Below are 14908 nucleotides of genomic sequence, written 5' to 3'. Positions count from 1 at the left end.
GCGCGGAGGTCGGCTGTGTCGACGTGGTGCTGATCGACGGGTACGGCCAGCTCAACACCGAGTTCGAAAGCCTCGAATCCAAGGAACAGCGCCGCGTCGAAGCCGCGCCCGTGCAGCTTCACCGGGTCCGACCAGGGACCGGCGATGTCCTCGGCGGTGACCAGGAAGTTCTGCGGATCCCAGTAGCCGCTGGCGAAGCTGGCCACGTCGCTGTAGACGAGGTAGAACAGACCGTCGTGGTACGTCAGGTCGGGTGCCCACACGCCGTTGGAGTCACCGCAGCCACGCAGGTCGAGCAGGCGGCGGTCGGTGATGACCCCGCTCAGGGTGCGCCAGTTCACGAGATCACGCGAATGGTGCACACGCACGCCCGGATACCACTCGAAGGTCGAGGTAGCCAGGTAGTAGTCGTCGTCGACCCGCAGGATCGACGGATCCGGGTGGAACCCGGCGAGGACGGGGTTGCGGATCGACCGGGTAGCGGTCGCCACGTTAGCGATGTCGGTCGACACGTAGGGGCTCCTCTGGACGGGCTGTCTGGAACTTCCGGAAACTTGCGGTCCCGGATCGCTGGAAGTCCTGCCTACGCTAGCCGGTCTTTTCGCAATAGGACAGAGGGCTTGACCGTTGCGGAAACAGCTCGTAGCGTGCCCGCCATCGACCGGTAATACCGGCGAAGCTTTTTGAAAGTTCCGGAGATCCATAGGTTCCCACCACGCCGGCCGTGCCGGCAACCGAGCACCCCGTGAGTTCCCGAAGGGATGGATCATGACCCCGCACCTTTCCCGCCGAACGCTGCTCGGCCTCGCCGGTGCCGGCGCTGGCGCGTACCTGCTGAGCGCCTGTAGCGGTGACGACAAGTCCGGCGACCCGAACGCCCCGCAGACCATCAACTGGTGGCACATCCAGAACACCGAGCCGATGCTTCCGGTCTGGGCGGCGATGGCCAACGAGTACAAGGCCGCGCACAGCAACGTCACGTTCACCATCCAGCCCCTGGAGAACGAGGCGTTCAAGGCCAAGCTCACCACCGCCACCCAGGCGGGCGACCCGCCGGACCTGTTCCAGTCCTGGGGTGGCGGCGTGCTGAAGCAGCAGGTGGACGCGGGCCTGGTCAAGGACCTCACCGACGACGTGAAGGACCTGGTCGCCGGCATCCTGCCCGCCGCCATGCAGCCGTACACGATCGACGGCAAGATCTACGGCATTCCGTTCGACATCGGCATGGTCGGGTTCTGGTACAACAAGGAGCTCTTCACCCGCGCCGGCATCACCGAGACCCCCACCACCTGGACCGGGGTGCTCGACGCGGTCCGCAAGCTCAAGGCCGCCGGCATCACCCCGGTCGCCCTGGCCGGCAAGGACAAGTGGCCGGCCCACTTCTACTGGTCCTACCTCGCGATGCGCATCGGTGGTGTCGACGCGCTGCAGAAGGCTGTCGACAGCAAGAACTTCGACACCCCCGACCTCGTCGCCGCCGGTGAGCGGCTCAAGGAACTCGTCGACCTGCAGCCGTTCCAGAAGGGCTTCCTCGGCGCGGAGTTCGGTTCGCCCGACGGTCAGGCAGCCACCATGGGCAACGGCAACGCCGGCATGGAGCTGATGGGGCAGTGGGCGCCGGCGGTGCAGGCCTCCAGCTCCACCAGCAAGAAGGGCCTCGGCGACAAGCTCGGCTTCTTCCCGTTCCCCTCCGTAGACGGCGGCAAGGGCGCGGCGACCGAGGTCTTCGGCGGTGGCAACGGCTTCGCCGTCGGCAAGGACGCGCCGGCCGCCACCATCGACTTCCTGAAGTTCCTGCTCAGCGTCGAGAACCAGAAGCGCTCCGCGCAGACCAACGCCGTGCTGCCCACGGTGAAGGACGCCACCTCCGCCATCAGCGACCCCAACAACAAGGCCGTCGCGGAGGCCCTGTCCAAGAACACCGGCTTCCAGCTCTACCTCGACCAGGCGTACGCGCCCGCGCTCGGGCAGCAGATCAACGACAGCGTCGCGGAGATCATCGCCGGCAAGAAGTCCCCGGCGGCGATCGTCAAGGACATCACGCAGGTGGCAAAGACCGCCTGATCGTGACCCGTCACCCGTCCGTAGCCGGCCGTAGAACCCGAGTGGAGCAGGAATGACCAGGCCATCGACCGTGTCCGACCTGAGGCGCGGCGACACGGCGACCGATCCGCCGGCACCGGGGCCGGGCACCGCGCGCAAGCGTGGCCGCCAGCCCCGGCCGGGCCGGGGTGGCGTCCTCGCCGTGTTCCTGGCGCCTGCCCTGGCGCTGTTCGTACTGCTGGTCCTCGCCCCCATCGTGGTGGCCGCCTACGCCAGCTTCTTCAAGTGGAACGGCTTCGGCCTGCCGGAGAACTTCATCGGGTTGGACAACTACACCCGTGCCTTCGGCGACCCGACGTTCCGTGGCGACCTGTGGCGTGGCCTGATTCTGGTGGTGCTGTCCCTGGTCGTGCAGCTGCCTGTTGCGCTGGCCCTAGCCATGCTCCTTAATCAGCCACTTCGCGGGCGGGCCGTCTATCGGCTGATCTTCTTCGCCCCGTACGTGCTCTCCGAGGTCACCACGGCCGTCCTGTTCACCCTGGTGTTCTCACCGAACCGAGGGCTGGGCGAGGGGGTCGCCCGGTGGCTGGGCGCCGACGCGGGCACCGTCTTCGCCGACCCGGACACCGTGCTGTACGCCGTATTCCTGGTGGTGTCCTGGAAGTACTTCGGCCTCTACATGATGCTCTTCCTGGCGGCCCGGCAGGGCATCCCGAAGGAACTGCACGAGGCGGCGGTCACCGACGGCGCCACCGGCTGGCAGGCGTTCCGACACGTCACCCTGCCCCTGCTCGGCCCGACGATCCGCATCAGCATCTTCCTGTCGGTCATCGGTACCATCCAGCTGTTCGACATGGTGTGGGTGCTCACCGGTGGTGGGCCGATCCACTCTTCGGAGACGCTGGCCGTCACGATGTACCAGTTCGGCTTCCGTCGCTTCGAGGTCGGCTACGCGAGCGCCATCAGCATCGTGATGTTCCTGCTGAGCCTCATCTTCGCCCTGTTCTACCAACGCATCGTCCTGCGTCGTGACACGGCGGGCGCGATCACCACCCAGGGAGGCCAGCGATGACCGCCACGGCGAGTCGCGCCCAGCGGACCCGCAGCGTCGTGCTGCACCTCGTCTGCATCGCCGTCGGCGTGCTCATCGTCGTGCCGGTGTACTTCGGCGTGCTCGGCGGCTTCAAGGACAACGGCCAGTTGTCCACCAACCCGCTGGGCTGGCCCGACCCGTGGGTGCCGAACTACTTCGAGATCCTGGGCAACGGGGTGTTCTGGCGGCAGCTCGGCAACAGCCTGCTCATCGCCGTGACCAGCACCTTCATCGTCGTCGGCGCGGCGGCGATGGCCGCGTTCGTCTTTGCTCGCTACGCCTTCCGGGGCCGCGAGTTCCTGGTGACGTTGTTCGCGATCGGCCTGATGTTCCCGTTCGCGGTGGCGATCCTGCCGCTGTTCGTGCTGCTGCGCAGCGTCGGCCTGCTGGACAACCCGCTCGGCGTCATCCTGCCCCAGGCCGCCTTCGGGCTGCCGATCACCATCATCATCCTGCGCCAGTTCTTCCGGACCATCCCGGCCGAGGTCGAGGAGGCCGCCGTCCTCGACGGCTGCGGCCCCTTCGGGTTCTTCTGGAAGGTCCTGCTGCCGATGGCGCGCCCCGCCCTGGCCACCGTCTCGGTGCTGGCGATCGTCACCAGCTGGAACAACTTCATGCTCCCGCTGGTCGTCTTCAGCGATCAGAGCTGGTGGACCCTCCCGGTCGGGGTCCAGGCGTTCCAGGGCCAGTACGCCGACGACACCGCACGGGTGCTCGCCTACGTCGTGCTGTCCATGCTGCCAGCCCTGGGCTTCTACGCGGTCGCCGAACGTCAACTCATCGGCGGCCTGACCGGCAGCGTCAAGGGATGACATCGCAGCACCGCGAGCAGACCTGAAGCTTCCGGTACGACGAGGGGGGACCGTGGGCGCGGAGAACGGCCGAAACGTCACCATCGCCATGATCGCGCGGTTGGCGGGTGTCTCCGTACCCACGGTCTCCCGAGTCATCAACGGCCGCTCCGACGTCGCTCCCGACACCCGGGAGCGCGTCGAGGCCCTGCTCAACCGGCACGGCTACCGCCGCCGGTCACCGGCCCGGCGTACCGACGCGGCCCTCATCGACCTGGTCTTCAACGACCTGGACAGCCCGTGGGCCGTGGAGATCATCCGCGGGGTGGAGGACGTCGGCCAGACCAGCGGCGTCGGCACTGTCGTCTCGGCCATCCACTGGCGCATCTCCTCTGCCAAGCAGTGGCTGGACAACATGCGTACGCGCTCCACCGAGGGCGTCATCTTCGTGACGTCGATGGTGAACCCGCCGTTGCAGGCCGAGCTGCGCCGGCTCCACCTGCCGGTCGTCATCATCGACCCCGCCGGAGTGGACCCGCAGGAATCACCCACCATCGGCGCCACCAACTGGGCGGGCAGCCTGAGCGCCAACCAGTACCTGATCAGCCTGGGGCACCGGCGGATCGGCTTCATCGCCGGCCCGCCGCACCTGATGTGCAGCCGAGCCCGGATGGACGGCTACCGGGCCGCCCTCGGCGCCGCCGACATCCCCATCGACGACGCCCTCATCCGACCGGGCAACTTTTACCACGAGTCCGGTTTCAGCGCGGGTACCCAGTTGCTGGCCCTGCCCGACCCACCCACCGCCATCTTCGCGTCCAGTGACCAGATGGCACTGGGCGTCTACGAGGCGGTCCGCAAACGCGGCCTACGGGTGCCCGACGACGTCAGCGTGGTCGGCTTCGACGACCTGCCGGAGGTCCGGTGGTGCTCCCCGCCGCTGACCACCGTCCGTCAACCTCTGGCCGAGATGGGCATGCTGGCCGCACGGACCGTCCTGCGCCTCGCCGGCGGTGAGAAGACCGAAAGCCCAAGGGTCGAGCTCGCCACCGAGCTGATCGTCCGCGACAGCGCCGCGCCACCCCGCTGACCGCGCCGCGCGGCTCGTCACGTTCGCGCGGCCCTCGCCGTCAGGCGTCGCGGAGCGCGTCCTCGACGCCACTCTCGCGGCGACCGAGGTGCGCGGGCTCCCGGCCGGACAGCACGTCCAGCGCGGCCTTCAGGCAGGCGCCGTTCTCGCGCATGGAGCCGAACCGCCAGGTCAGGGAGTACTGTTTCGCGCTGTCGTCGCCCACCCCCTGGGCGTCGATGCCGAGCCGTCGACACAGTGCCACGGCCCGGGGCAGGTGAAACGACTGGGTAACGACCGTCGCGCGTCGCACCCCGAAGATCTGCCGGGCCCTGGCGCAGGAGTCGTACGTGTCGAAACCGGCGTAGTCGAGCACCACCTTCCGCGCCGGCACACCCCGGTCGACCAACCAGCCCTGCATCGCCTCGGGCTCGTTGTAGTCCGCGTTCATGTTGTCGCCGGACACCAGGATCGCGCTCACCCGCCCGGCGTCGAACAACCGCCGCGCGATCTCCAGGCGAGCGGCGAGGACCTCCGACGGCGTACCGTCGGCGTCCACCTTCGTGCCCAGGACCAGGGCGACGGGCGCAGCGGGCACGTCGGACTCGCTGTAGAGATGGCCGTCGGCGGTGTCGCGGACCCACCGCACGCTGGCGACCGTACCCCCGGCCAGCAGCACCGCGCCCACCACCAACGCGAAGAGAGTACGGCGGACGAACCGCCGGTGCTCCTCGTACCACCGCGCCACACCGAAACGTCCCCGCATGCCGGCGAGACTAATCGGGTGGCGCTTGTCGCGATCGGTCACCGCCTCAGTTTCGGGTCCACTTCTGGCTGTTGCCGCCGGTGCAGTTCGCCAGGACCATCGTGGTGCCGTTCGCGGTGCCGGCGGCGTTCGGTGACAGGCACAGGCCGGACTGCACGCCGGTGACCGTGCCGTCGGTGTTGAGGTTCCACTGCTGGTTGGCGCCGCTGCCGCAGGTCCAGATGATCACGCGGGTGCCCGGTGTGGTCGCGGCCCCCTCGGCGTCGAGGCATTTGGTCCCGTACACCTGGAGTTGTTTCGTGGTGGTCGGTGTCCACTGCTGGTTGGTGCCGCCGTTACAGTCCCACAGCGTCAGTTGGGTGCCGTTCGTCTGTGACCTGGACGGCACGTCCAGGCAGCGGTTGGCGCCGACGTTGCGCAGCGGTGCTGCGGTGCCGCTCGGTGGTGGGGTGGTGGGGCTCGTGGTGTCGAAGCCCAGGAACCGGATGGCCTGGGCGGCGTCGAACGGAATGGAGTGGCCGTACCCCTGGAAGCTGATCGCTTCGACGGGCGCCGTGCCGCCGGTGCCGCCGTAGCGGGTGCGGGTGGCGCTGGTCTGCGGTGAGTCGGTGTAGCTGGGTGTCTGGGACACGCCCAGGACGTTGGTCCACTGCTTGACCTGCTCGCCGAAGTTGACGTAGCTCAGCGTGGTGTCCGTGGTGCCGTGCCAGATCTGGACCCGGGGTCGGTTGCCGGTGTAGCTCGGGTACGCGTTGCGGACCAGGTCACCCCACTGCTGTCCGGTCCGGACGATCCGCCCGCCGGAACACTCGCTGTTCCACTCCGCGCCGTTGGTGGTGGCGAAGCAGCCGAACGGGACACCCGAGGAGCTGAAGCCCGCGTGGAACAGGTCGGGGTAGAGGCCGAGCATGACGTTGGTCATCATCGCGCCGGAGGAGAACCCGCCCACGCCGATCCTTGTGGAGTCGACGGGGTACCGGCTCCGGACGTGGTCGACCATGGACTTGAGGCCGATCGGGTCGCTACCACCGTCGCGTCGGAGGGCCTGCGGCGAGGAGACGTCCCAACACTTGCTGCTCCGCGTCACCGATGGGTAGATCACGATGAAGCCGTAACGGTCGGCCAGGGTGCTGAGGCCAAAGCCGGTGTGTACCGCCGGGCCGCTGCCGGTGCAGTAGTGCAACGCGAGGAGCAGGGCCGGTTGGGCCGCTACCCGGTCCGGCACGTACAGGTGCATCTGCAGGTTCGTCGGGTTGGTGCCGAAGTTGGTCACCTGGGTGAGCGTCGCGGCCGACGCTGGGGTGGCGACAGTTGCCACTGTCGCCATCGTCGCGAGCGTCGTCGTGAGCGCGGCAGCCAGCAGTGCGGTTCTGAATCTCATCGGCGATTCCTCTGGTCATGGGTCGGCGGACCCGGCGGCAGCACGTCGTGACCGTCGGAGTCCGACCAGCGGAGGCTCGCCCGGAGAGCCACGGACGCTGATCGCATCGCATCGACTGTGAGCGATAACATCCCGGTCGTCAAGCCGTACCGCGCACGCCCTTCCTCCGCATGGGAAGGGGGTGTCACAATGGCTGTGGCGCTCATGTGGTCACCGCTGAGCCCGGGGGAGGGCCTTCCGCAGGAAGCGGACGGTGGGCACTAACCCGGAGGCCGTTCATGGACCTTGCGCCAGACGTCAACGCCATCTCCAGCCTGGTCGACCTGCTGGGCGCCGTCCTCCAGTTGGCCGCCGCGGTCGTCACCCTGCTGGCCGCCGCAGCCGTCGGCAGGCGTCGCAGCGGCCGCGGCGAGGACAAGGAGCGGTGACGCCCTTGAGATTCGCGATACGCCCATGACATTCTTGTGCGTCGATGACAAGCTGTGCGCGCGGGGCTGATGTCCGTCCGATGGGCAACCGGGATCCGGTACGGATCCGGGGGGACGGGTGACACGAGCGACGGACCACCGAGGTCCGTCGTCCACCCCTTCCCCTGAAGGAACCGAGCCCATGCGCATCCAGAAGAAGAGGCGCGCGTCCCTCCTGGCGAGCCTGCTGCTCGCCGCGACCGCGCTGTCCGGCATCGACGCCCCGACCGCCAGCGCGGCGCCCGACCCGGTCGCCGTCACCGTCGACGCCCGCGCGGGCATGGCCACCGTGCCCGCCACCGCGCTGGGCGTCAACCACGCCATCTGGGACCAGAACCTCGGCACCGCCGAGACGTCGGACCTGCTCCGCGACGCGGGTGTGCAGATGATGCGCTACCCCGGCGGCTCGTACGCCGACATCTACCACTGGAAGGACCACACCGCGCCCGGCGGTTACGTCGCACCGGGAACCGACTTCGACACCTTCATGGCGGCCGTCCGGCGGGTCGGCGCGCAGCCGATGATCATCGCGAACTACGGCACCGGCACGCCCGCCGAGGCCGCCGACTGGGTGCGGTACGCGAACGTCACCAAGCGCTACGGCGCGCGGTACTGGACGATCGGCAACGAGAACTACGGCAACGGTCACTACGGGTCCGCCTGGGAGGCGGACGACCACCCGGACAAGAGCGCGACACAGTACGCAAGGCTGGTCGTCGAGTACGCCGACGCGATGAAGGCGGTCGACCCGAGTATCAAGGTCGGCGCGGTGCTGACGATGCCGGGCAACTGGCCGGACGGCATCACCGCCGGCAGTGACCCGGGCCCGTGGAACCAGACAGTGCTCTCCATCGCCGGTCCGAAGATCGACTTCGTGGACGTGCACTGGTACCCGGGTGGCTCTGCCGCCGAATCGCTGGCCCGCACCAACCACCTGCCCGACGCGACCTACCTGCTGCGACAGCACCTCACCCGGTACGCGGGCCCGAACGCCGACCGCATCGGCATCAGCTTCACCGAGCTGAACGTCGACGCCGGACGGACCACACAGCCCGCCGCGCTCTTCCTGGCCGACGCGTACAGCGCGCTCCTGGCGAACGGCATCTTCACCGCCCACTGGTGGAACGTGCACAACGGCATGGGCACCGTGACGCAGGTGGCCGGCCAGACCGACTACGGCGACTTCGGCATGCTCTCCAGCGGCGCCTGCACCGAGGACGGCTCGGTCTGCCAACCGCCACTGAACACACCGTTCGCGCCGTACCACGGGCTGACCATGATGAAGCTCTTCGCGAAGACCGGTGACCAGTTCGTCCGCGCCGGCTCCGACGAGCCGCTGGTGACCGCCCACGCCGTCCGTCGGGGCAACGGTGACCTCGCACTGCTGCTGCTCAACAAGGACCCGGACAACGCCCACCCGGTCACCATCGACTATGCCGGGTTCACCCCGTCCGCCGCCGCCCCGACGGTGTCGACCCTCACCAACGGCGCGACCGGCATCGCCACCAGCCAGAACGGCTCCGCCACCAGCCGGACGCTGCCGGCGTACTCGTTGACGACGCTCGTGTTGCGACCGGCTGGCGCGACCGCCGGGCGGCCCTCGGCCCCGGGCCAGCCGACAGCCAGTGGTGTCACCGACCGTGCCGCGACGATCTCCTGGCCGGCGGCCACCCCGGGCCGCAGTCCGATCGCCAAGTACGAGGTGTACCGGCAGAACGGCGGGGCCAGCGAGCAGCTCGGCGAGACGCCGACCACCTCGTTCACCGTCGGCAACCTGGTGCCGGGCAGCAGGTACACAGTCAACGTGCTGGCCCGGGACACCGCCGGCCGGGTGTCCTGGGCCTCGCCACCGCTGACCTTCACCACCGGTAGCCCGACCACCAGCGCGTGCACCGTCCGCTTCACCACCGCCAACGACTGGGGCAACGGCTACATCGGCGGCATCGAGATCGTCAACAACGGCACCAGCCCGGTCAACGGGTGGACGCTCACCTGGACCTGGCCCACCGAATGGCAGCAGGTGAGTAGCGGGTGGAGCGCCACCTGGGAACAGGTCGGCACCGCCGTGCGGGTCACGCCCACCGACGACAACCGGCAGATCGCCGCCGGCGGCAGCGTGAGTGCCGGCTTCGTCGGCGCGTACGGCGGGCCGAACGTGCTGCCCACGGCGTTCACTCTCAACGGCACGGTGTGCGCCACCGGCTGACGCGACCGTCGGGCGCACCGGCCGGCGCGTTGACCGCGCCAGCCGGCGCACCCGAGCTGTGGGGCCGGTGATCGATCATGGTGGACGTTATGCTGCGGGACCGGACGGGGGAGAGGTGGTCGATCGTGACGCAGTCACAACCCGAGACCGGCCTGCAACCGGACAGGCCGAACGCGGCGAGGATGTTCGACTACTACCTCGGCGGCAAGGACAACTTCGCCGCCGACCGGGCGGCAGCCGAGATGGTGTTACAGGTGGCGCCATGGATGCCCGAGGCTGCCCGGCAGGGCCGCGAGCTGATCTCCCGGACGGTCCGACACCTCGTCGAGGAGAAGGGCATCCGGCAGATCCTGGACCTCGGGTCCGGGCTGCCGACCCAGGACAACGTCCACGAGATCGCGCACCGCATCGATCCGGACGTGCGGGTCGTCTACGTCGACAACGACCCGGTGGTCTGCACCCACGGCCGCGCTCTGCTCGCCGACTCGAAGACGGTGTCGGTGGTCCAGGCCGACCTGACCGACCCGCAGCAGGTCCTCGGCCACCCGGCGATCGGCGACGCGATCGACGTCGGTAGCCCGGTAGCGGTGCTGATGATGTTCGTGCTGCACCTGGTGCCCGACGAGCAGGATCCACAGCGGATCGTGGCCACCTACCGCGACGCGCTCGCCCCCGGCAGCTACCTGGCGCTGTCGCACGCCGGCACCGACGTGCACCCGGACCTGATGGCCCGGATCTCGGCGATCTACGCGCGCGCGAACAGCCCGTTCGTGCCGCGGAGCCACGCGGACATCTCCCGCTTCTTCGGCGACTTCGTCCTCGAACCGCCGGGGCTGGTCAACATGTGGCCGCACACCGAGCCGCCGGCCACCGCGGACCCGCAGGTCGCCCGCACCGGCTACAGCGGCGTCGCCCGCAAACCGTAGGCCGGCCTGATCCGCTCGGGCGACGGGCGGGCGCTGTCACATGTGCCCGCCCGTCGGTGACCGTCAGCCGTCTACGCTGCGGAAGGTCCTGTCGTCGCAGGGCAGACCCGAGTAGTCCTGGGGACCGTTCGCCGCGCAGATCTCCATCTTGACCACGTCGTTCGCGTAAATCTGAGCCGGGTCCCAGATGACCGAGGATCCGGAGCCGCCGCCGTTGTACTTGCTGCCGCCGACCAGGACGCCGTTGACGTAGACGCGAGCCCGGACTCCTTCACCATTGGCGCACGTGTCCGTCACGACGAAATAGTCGTCGTTCATGCCACCGCCGGGTGCGCCTTCGCCGTAGTCGATGAACTCGATGAGACCGGCCTGGCACTGTGCGTTGTCGTCCCAGAGCGTCGTCTCGTTGTTGTCGTTGTGGGCGGCGAAAGCCGGTGAGCCGGCGGCAACGAGGGCGGTGGACACCGCGAACACCATCGACAGTGTGAGCCCGAGACGCTGGACCTTCATGCGAGACCTCCATGGGCTGGTGACATCGGACCGAAGAATTCGGCGGACGAGGCTCAGCGTATTGATCGGAATTGGCAGCAATCCACCGTTGATGTCTGTTCCGAACACGACACGGATGTTCGGCCTGGTCACCTGCCTGTTCGGTAGTGATCCGAACGAAGCGCCTGCCCCGTACGACGCGTTCTACAGGTGCCCGTGTCTGCCCGGGGTGTGCCCGAAGGCGCGCCGAAAGACGTCGATGAACGCGCTGGCGGACGACCACCCACACCGATGCGCCACGGCGGTGACCGGGACCTCCTCGGCCAGCATCACCAGGGCACGGTGCAGCCGCAGTTGGGTACGCCACTGTGGAAAGGTCATGCCGAGGTCGGAGCGGAAGAGGCGGGACAGCGTACGGTCACTTCCGCCAACCTGCCTGCCGAGCGCGGCAAGGGTGCGGTTGTCGGCCGGATCGGCGTACAGGATTGCGCAGAGTGCCCTCAACCGGGGCTCGGTGGGCGTGGGCAGGTGCACGGGCTGCGCGGCCGAGGACCGCACCTGGTCAAGCAGGACGGCCCGCAGCCGCGCACGTCCCGGGCTGTCGTCCTGTGGGTCCCGGGTGTAGGCGAGGATCAGCTCGCGCAGCAGTGGCCCGACGGTCAGCACGGTCGGCTCCGTCAGATCCAGCGGATCCTCCGTCGCCGGAAGGCCGATCAGGTGCAGCTCGAGCGTGCCGTGGGCCTGATGGGCGTGCGCGGTTCCGGCCGGCACCCAGATGGCGCGGCTCGCGGGGACAACCCAGGCACCCGCGTCGGTGGTGATGGCGAGAACGCCACGGGCGGCGTAGACGATCTGATGGTCATCGTGGCGGTGCACGTCGATCACGGACCCGGACGCCAGTCGCTGGGCGCGGGTCGGTGCGACCGGCCGATGGCGGATCTTCGTCATTGGTTGGCAGGTTATCGGAAGCCCGACAGGTTCGACAGCGGCGAGCATGGCGGCGTGCGGAGAAACAGAACGATCATCCTGCTGTCCGTCGGACATGGTTGCGTGGACGTCTACCAGGGCGCCGTCGCCGCGCTCATACCGTTCTTCATCGCCGAGCGTGCCTACACCTACGCGGCGGCCTCCGGCGTGGTGCTCGCCGCCTCGCTGCTCTCCTCGGTGGCGCAACCGCTGTTCGGTGCGCTGACGGACCGGTGGGCGATGCCCTGGCTGCTGCCGGTGAGCACGATCCTGGGCGGGCTGGGGATCGCGGGCAGCGGGATCACCGGTTCGTACGCGCTGACGCTGGCCTTCGTGGCCGTCTCCGGGATCGGAGTCGCGGCGTATCATCCCGAGTCCGCCCGGCTCGCGCGGATCGCCAGCGACGGACGGCACGCCGCGATGGGGTGGTTCTCCCTCGGCGGCAACCTCGGCTTCGCCGTCGCGCCCGTGCTGGTCGCCGCCGTCGTGGCCAGCGGCGGTCTGCGGCTCACTCCGCTGCTCGTGGTGCCGGCCCTGGCGGGCAGCGTGCTGTGCCTGCCTGTCCTTCGCGCGCTTCGCACGACGACGGAGGCCGGTTCCGACACCCCTCGAATGGTCGGGACCGACGACATGGCGTCGTTCGGCCGCCTGTCGCTGGCCGTGGTCTGCCGCGCCGTCGCGTTCGCCGGTCTGAGCACGTTCCTGGCGCTCTACGCGCCGCAGCGGGCCGGCGGCGGTACCGCGGCGGGGACTGCTGCGCTGGTGCTGCTCTATCTCGGTGGAGCGGTGGGAACGGTGGTCGGAGGCAGCCTGGCCGGCCGCTGGGACCGGGTTGTCGTCGTGCGCTGGTCGTATCTGGTGAGTGTCGCCGCCGTCGCGGGGGTCGTGCTCGTCCCCGGACCTGTGTTCTATCTGTTCGTGGCGCTCACGTCGGCCGGGCTCTACGTCCCGTTCTCTCTCCAGATCACCCTTGGCCAGGACTACCTCCCGACCCGCGTCGGTACCGCGAGTGGCATCACACTGGGCCTCGCCGTCAGTGTCGGAGGGCTGGTCAGCCCGCTCATCGGCGGTGTCGCCGACGCGGTCTCCCTCCAGGTGGCCCTCGCCCCGCTGATCCTGATGCCCGCGCTGAGCTGGCTGCTGTTCCGCACCCTCCCCGAGCCGGCAGCGCCGAGGCATTGAAGCATTGCTCGCGGGTCACGGAACCGCCCTCGGAGGTCGCCAGCCCTGCTTTCCTGGCCGCCACCAGCCGCGTCGCTACTGACGCTCCGCTGTGGAGGCAACTACGCTGAGACGATGCTCGCCGGTTCGGATCGAGCTGGCGAAGCGTTCCACGCCGGACAGCGGCGTGAGTGGTTGTGGGGGAGTACCGAATGGCCGACCTGCCCCACCCGCTCGCCGCGTTCATCGTGGGCGAGATCCGCCGTTCCCGCGGGGCGGCCGGAATGACCCAGGAGTCCTTCGGGCGGGGCGCGGGATTCAGCGCCTCGCATGTCAGCGCGGTGGAGAGCGAGACGCGGGCGCTGACGATGGACTTCATCAAGGGCGCCGACCGCGCATTCAAGAACGGCGGCCTCTTCGAGCGCATGGTGGGCAAGCTCGGCGCACCGTCCTGGTTCCTGCCATGGCTCGACGCCGAGCGCACCGCGACGCAGCTCCGGTCCTTTCAGCCGAGCCTCGTTCCGGGTCTTCTACAGACGGAGAGTTACGGTCGCGCCGTCATCCGCTGCAACCAGACGTTGAGCGATGACGAGGTCGAGAAGCGGCTGGCACACCGGATGGAACGACAGGCGGTCCTCACGAAGGCGAACGCCCCGCACTTCGTCGCCGTTATCGCCGAGGCGGTGCTCCGCCGTGCCAGCGCGGACTTCCGCGACATCATGGCGGGGCAGATCAAGCAGTTGACCACCCTTGCTGAGCGACCGAACATCAATGTGCACGTGTTGCCGGACGAGGTCAGCATGCACGTCGGCCTGACCGGGCCGTTCAGCCTGGCCCGGCTGCCCGACTACAAGTGGGTGGCGGAGATGGAGAACCAACTCGGCGGGGTTGTCATCGACCGGGACGACGACGTGGATACCCTCATGTCGAGGTGGGAGATGGTTCGCAGCGAGGCGCTGCCCCGCCGTCAGTCACTCGATCTCATGCAGGAAGTGGAGACGTCATGGACCTGATCGACGCTGTGTGGCGCAAGTCCACCCGCAGTGGTTCCGGCGGCGGTAACTGCGTCGAGGTCGCGGACAACCTCCCAGGTGTCGTCGGTGTGCGCGACTCGAAGGACCCGCAGGGGCCGGCGCTGCTCTTCGGGCCACTGGCCTGGCGGGCGTTCGTCGCCGAGGTTCCCCGGCGGTCCTAGTCAGCAGAACGCCGAAGCGCCCGCCCCCACACCTGGGGACGGGCGCTTCGTTGTGCAGAGGGCTGGGTCAGCCCACCACCGACCGCAGCGGCACCCGCGCGTCGCGCAGCGCGCGTACCAGATCCTTCGCGAACGGGTGTTCGTCGGCCTGGAGTCCCTGCGGGTTCGGGATCACGACGTACGCCGAACCGTCCTTCGCGGAGGCCTTCGCGTCGGTGGTGAAGCGTTCGACGACGGCCTGCGTGCGTGGCAGGTCGCCGGCGGCGACCTCGATGGTGATCGGCCGCCAGCCGCCGCCCAGGTCCGGCGTCACCGGCGCGGCGGCGGCGCTGGCGCGCGCCGCGTCGACGCCGGC

General features: G+C 69.0%; 15 protein-coding genes and 1 pseudogene. 10 read left to right on the top strand and 6 right to left on the bottom strand.

Annotated features, from left to right (window positions below; translation table 11 throughout):
• Positions 1-512: family 43 glycosylhydrolase (locus tag ACWCO3_RS19665; protein ID WP_450011333.1), on the bottom strand; the 512-nt coding region annotated here is incomplete at its 3' end.
• Positions 513-768: 256 nt separating this feature from the next.
• Between ACWCO3_RS19665 and ACWCO3_RS19660 the strand changes: the two genes are divergently transcribed.
• From ACWCO3_RS19660 to ACWCO3_RS19645, 4 genes are read left to right on the top strand one after another with little or no spacing between them, the layout of a single operon-like run.
• Positions 769-2064 (top strand): extracellular solute-binding protein, encoded by a 1296-nt coding sequence (locus tag ACWCO3_RS19660; RefSeq protein ID WP_145780468.1) that lies wholly within the window; start codon positions 769-771, stop codon positions 2062-2064.
• Between the two features lie 52 nt (positions 2065-2116).
• On the top strand, positions 2117-3115 hold the full coding sequence (locus ACWCO3_RS19655) for a carbohydrate ABC transporter permease (RefSeq protein ID WP_145780469.1): 999 nt from the start codon (positions 2117-2119) through the stop codon (positions 3113-3115).
• Positions 3112-3948 (top strand): carbohydrate ABC transporter permease, encoded by an 837-nt coding sequence (locus ACWCO3_RS19650; RefSeq protein ID WP_145780471.1) that lies wholly within the window; start codon positions 3112-3114, stop codon positions 3946-3948. Before ACWCO3_RS19655 ends, ACWCO3_RS19650 begins: the two co-directional genes overlap by 4 nt.
• 52 nt (positions 3949-4000) lie before the next feature.
• Entirely contained in the window at positions 4001-5017 is a 1017-nt protein-coding gene (locus tag ACWCO3_RS19645) for a LacI family DNA-binding transcriptional regulator (protein ID WP_145780472.1), read from the top strand.
• Positions 5018-5057: 40 nt separating this feature from the next.
• Here ACWCO3_RS19645 and ACWCO3_RS19640 read toward each other — a convergent pair whose 3' ends face one another.
• Together ACWCO3_RS19640 and ACWCO3_RS19635 are read right to left on the bottom strand one after the other, a co-directional pair.
• Positions 5058-5762: a SanA/YdcF family protein gene (locus tag ACWCO3_RS19640; protein WP_450011330.1), complete on the bottom strand. Its 705-nt coding sequence runs from the start codon at positions 5760-5762 to the stop codon at positions 5058-5060.
• Positions 5763-5808: 46 nt separating this feature from the next.
• Positions 5809-7143: an extracellular catalytic domain type 1 short-chain-length polyhydroxyalkanoate depolymerase gene (locus tag ACWCO3_RS19635; protein WP_450011328.1), complete on the bottom strand. Its 1335-nt coding sequence runs from the start codon at positions 7141-7143 to the stop codon at positions 5809-5811.
• Positions 7144-7421: 278 nt separating this feature from the next.
• Here ACWCO3_RS19635 and ACWCO3_RS19630 point away from each other — a divergent pair, with 278 nt between their 5' ends.
• The 3 genes from ACWCO3_RS19630 to ACWCO3_RS19620 all read left to right on the top strand — a co-directional run bounded on the left by ACWCO3_RS19630 (position 7422) and on the right by ACWCO3_RS19620 (position 10742).
• Positions 7422-7571, top strand: a complete 150-nt coding sequence (locus ACWCO3_RS19630; RefSeq protein ID WP_167524821.1) for a hypothetical protein — start codon at positions 7422-7424, stop codon at positions 7569-7571.
• Between the two features lie 181 nt (positions 7572-7752).
• Positions 7753-9816, top strand: coding sequence for a cellulose binding domain-containing protein (locus ACWCO3_RS19625; protein WP_145780475.1), 2064 nt, complete (start codon positions 7753-7755; stop codon positions 9814-9816).
• Positions 9817-9941: 125 nt separating this feature from the next.
• Positions 9942-10742 carry an SAM-dependent methyltransferase gene (locus ACWCO3_RS19620; RefSeq protein ID WP_208744995.1) on the top strand — a complete coding sequence of 267 codons (801 nt, stop codon included), beginning with the start codon at positions 9942-9944 and terminating at the stop codon, positions 10740-10742.
• Positions 10743-10805: 63 nt separating this feature from the next.
• Here ACWCO3_RS19620 and ACWCO3_RS19615 read toward each other — a convergent pair whose 3' ends face one another.
• Both ACWCO3_RS19615 and ACWCO3_RS19610 read right to left on the bottom strand, forming a co-directional pair.
• Positions 10806-11360: a hypothetical protein gene (locus tag ACWCO3_RS19615; RefSeq protein ID WP_450011325.1), complete on the bottom strand. Its 555-nt coding sequence runs from the start codon at positions 11358-11360 to the stop codon at positions 10806-10808.
• Positions 11361-11435: 75 nt separating this feature from the next.
• On the bottom strand, positions 11436-12179 hold the full coding sequence (locus ACWCO3_RS19610) for an AraC family transcriptional regulator (protein ID WP_450011323.1): 744 nt from the start codon (positions 12177-12179) through the stop codon (positions 11436-11438).
• Positions 12180-12233: 54 nt separating this feature from the next.
• On the opposite strand from ACWCO3_RS19610, the gene ACWCO3_RS19605 reads away from it, so the two are divergent.
• The 3 genes from ACWCO3_RS19605 (at position 12234) to ACWCO3_RS19595 (ending at position 14553) form a co-directional block, all read left to right on the top strand.
• A complete protein-coding gene (locus ACWCO3_RS19605; protein WP_450011321.1) occupies positions 12234-13379 on the top strand; it encodes an MFS transporter in 1146 nt (381 codons plus the stop codon).
• A gap of 191 nt (positions 13380-13570) precedes the next feature.
• Complete coding sequence (locus ACWCO3_RS19600) at positions 13571-14371, top strand: helix-turn-helix domain-containing protein (RefSeq protein WP_358050977.1); 801 nt, start codon at positions 13571-13573, stop codon at positions 14369-14371.
• Entirely contained in the window at positions 14362-14553 is a 192-nt protein-coding gene (locus tag ACWCO3_RS19595; RefSeq protein ID WP_357937803.1) for a DUF397 domain-containing protein, read from the top strand. The genes ACWCO3_RS19600 and ACWCO3_RS19595 overlap by 10 nt, the downstream gene beginning before the upstream one ends.
• 67 nt (positions 14554-14620) lie before the next feature.
• On the opposite strand, the pseudogene ACWCO3_RS19590 reads toward ACWCO3_RS19595, so the two are convergent.
• Positions 14621-14908, bottom strand: a pseudogene (locus ACWCO3_RS19590) (M14 family zinc carboxypeptidase); the annotation flags it as partial.

The sequence above is a fragment of the Micromonospora sp. NPDC002411 genome (genome assembly GCF_053592955.1).
The sequence above is the reverse complement of the archived record's forward strand: the minus strand, read 5'-3'. Positions and strand labels throughout refer to the sequence as shown.

Coding starts and splice junctions, on each gene's coding strand:
- ACWCO3_RS19610 (WP_450011323.1), bottom strand. CDS start 12,179: ATGACGAAGATCCGCCATCGGCCGGTCGCACCGACCCGCGCCCAGCGA.
- ACWCO3_RS19650 (WP_145780471.1), top strand. CDS start 3,112: ATGACCGCCACGGCGAGTCGCGCCCAGCGGACCCGCAGCGTCGTGCTG.
- ACWCO3_RS19655 (WP_145780469.1), top strand. CDS start 2,117: ATGACCAGGCCATCGACCGTGTCCGACCTGAGGCGCGGCGACACGGCG.
- ACWCO3_RS19595 (WP_357937803.1), top strand. CDS start 14,362: ATGGACCTGATCGACGCTGTGTGGCGCAAGTCCACCCGCAGTGGTTCC.
- ACWCO3_RS19630 (WP_167524821.1), top strand. CDS start 7,422: ATGGACCTTGCGCCAGACGTCAACGCCATCTCCAGCCTGGTCGACCTG.
- ACWCO3_RS19640 (WP_450011330.1), bottom strand. CDS start 5,762: ATGCGGGGACGTTTCGGTGTGGCGCGGTGGTACGAGGAGCACCGGCGG.
- ACWCO3_RS19625 (WP_145780475.1), top strand. CDS start 7,753: ATGCGCATCCAGAAGAAGAGGCGCGCGTCCCTCCTGGCGAGCCTGCTG.
- ACWCO3_RS19635 (WP_450011328.1), bottom strand. CDS start 7,143: ATGAGATTCAGAACCGCACTGCTGGCTGCCGCGCTCACGACGACGCTC.
- ACWCO3_RS19660 (WP_145780468.1), top strand. CDS start 769: ATGACCCCGCACCTTTCCCGCCGAACGCTGCTCGGCCTCGCCGGTGCC.
- ACWCO3_RS19600 (WP_358050977.1), top strand. CDS start 13,571: ATGGCCGACCTGCCCCACCCGCTCGCCGCGTTCATCGTGGGCGAGATC.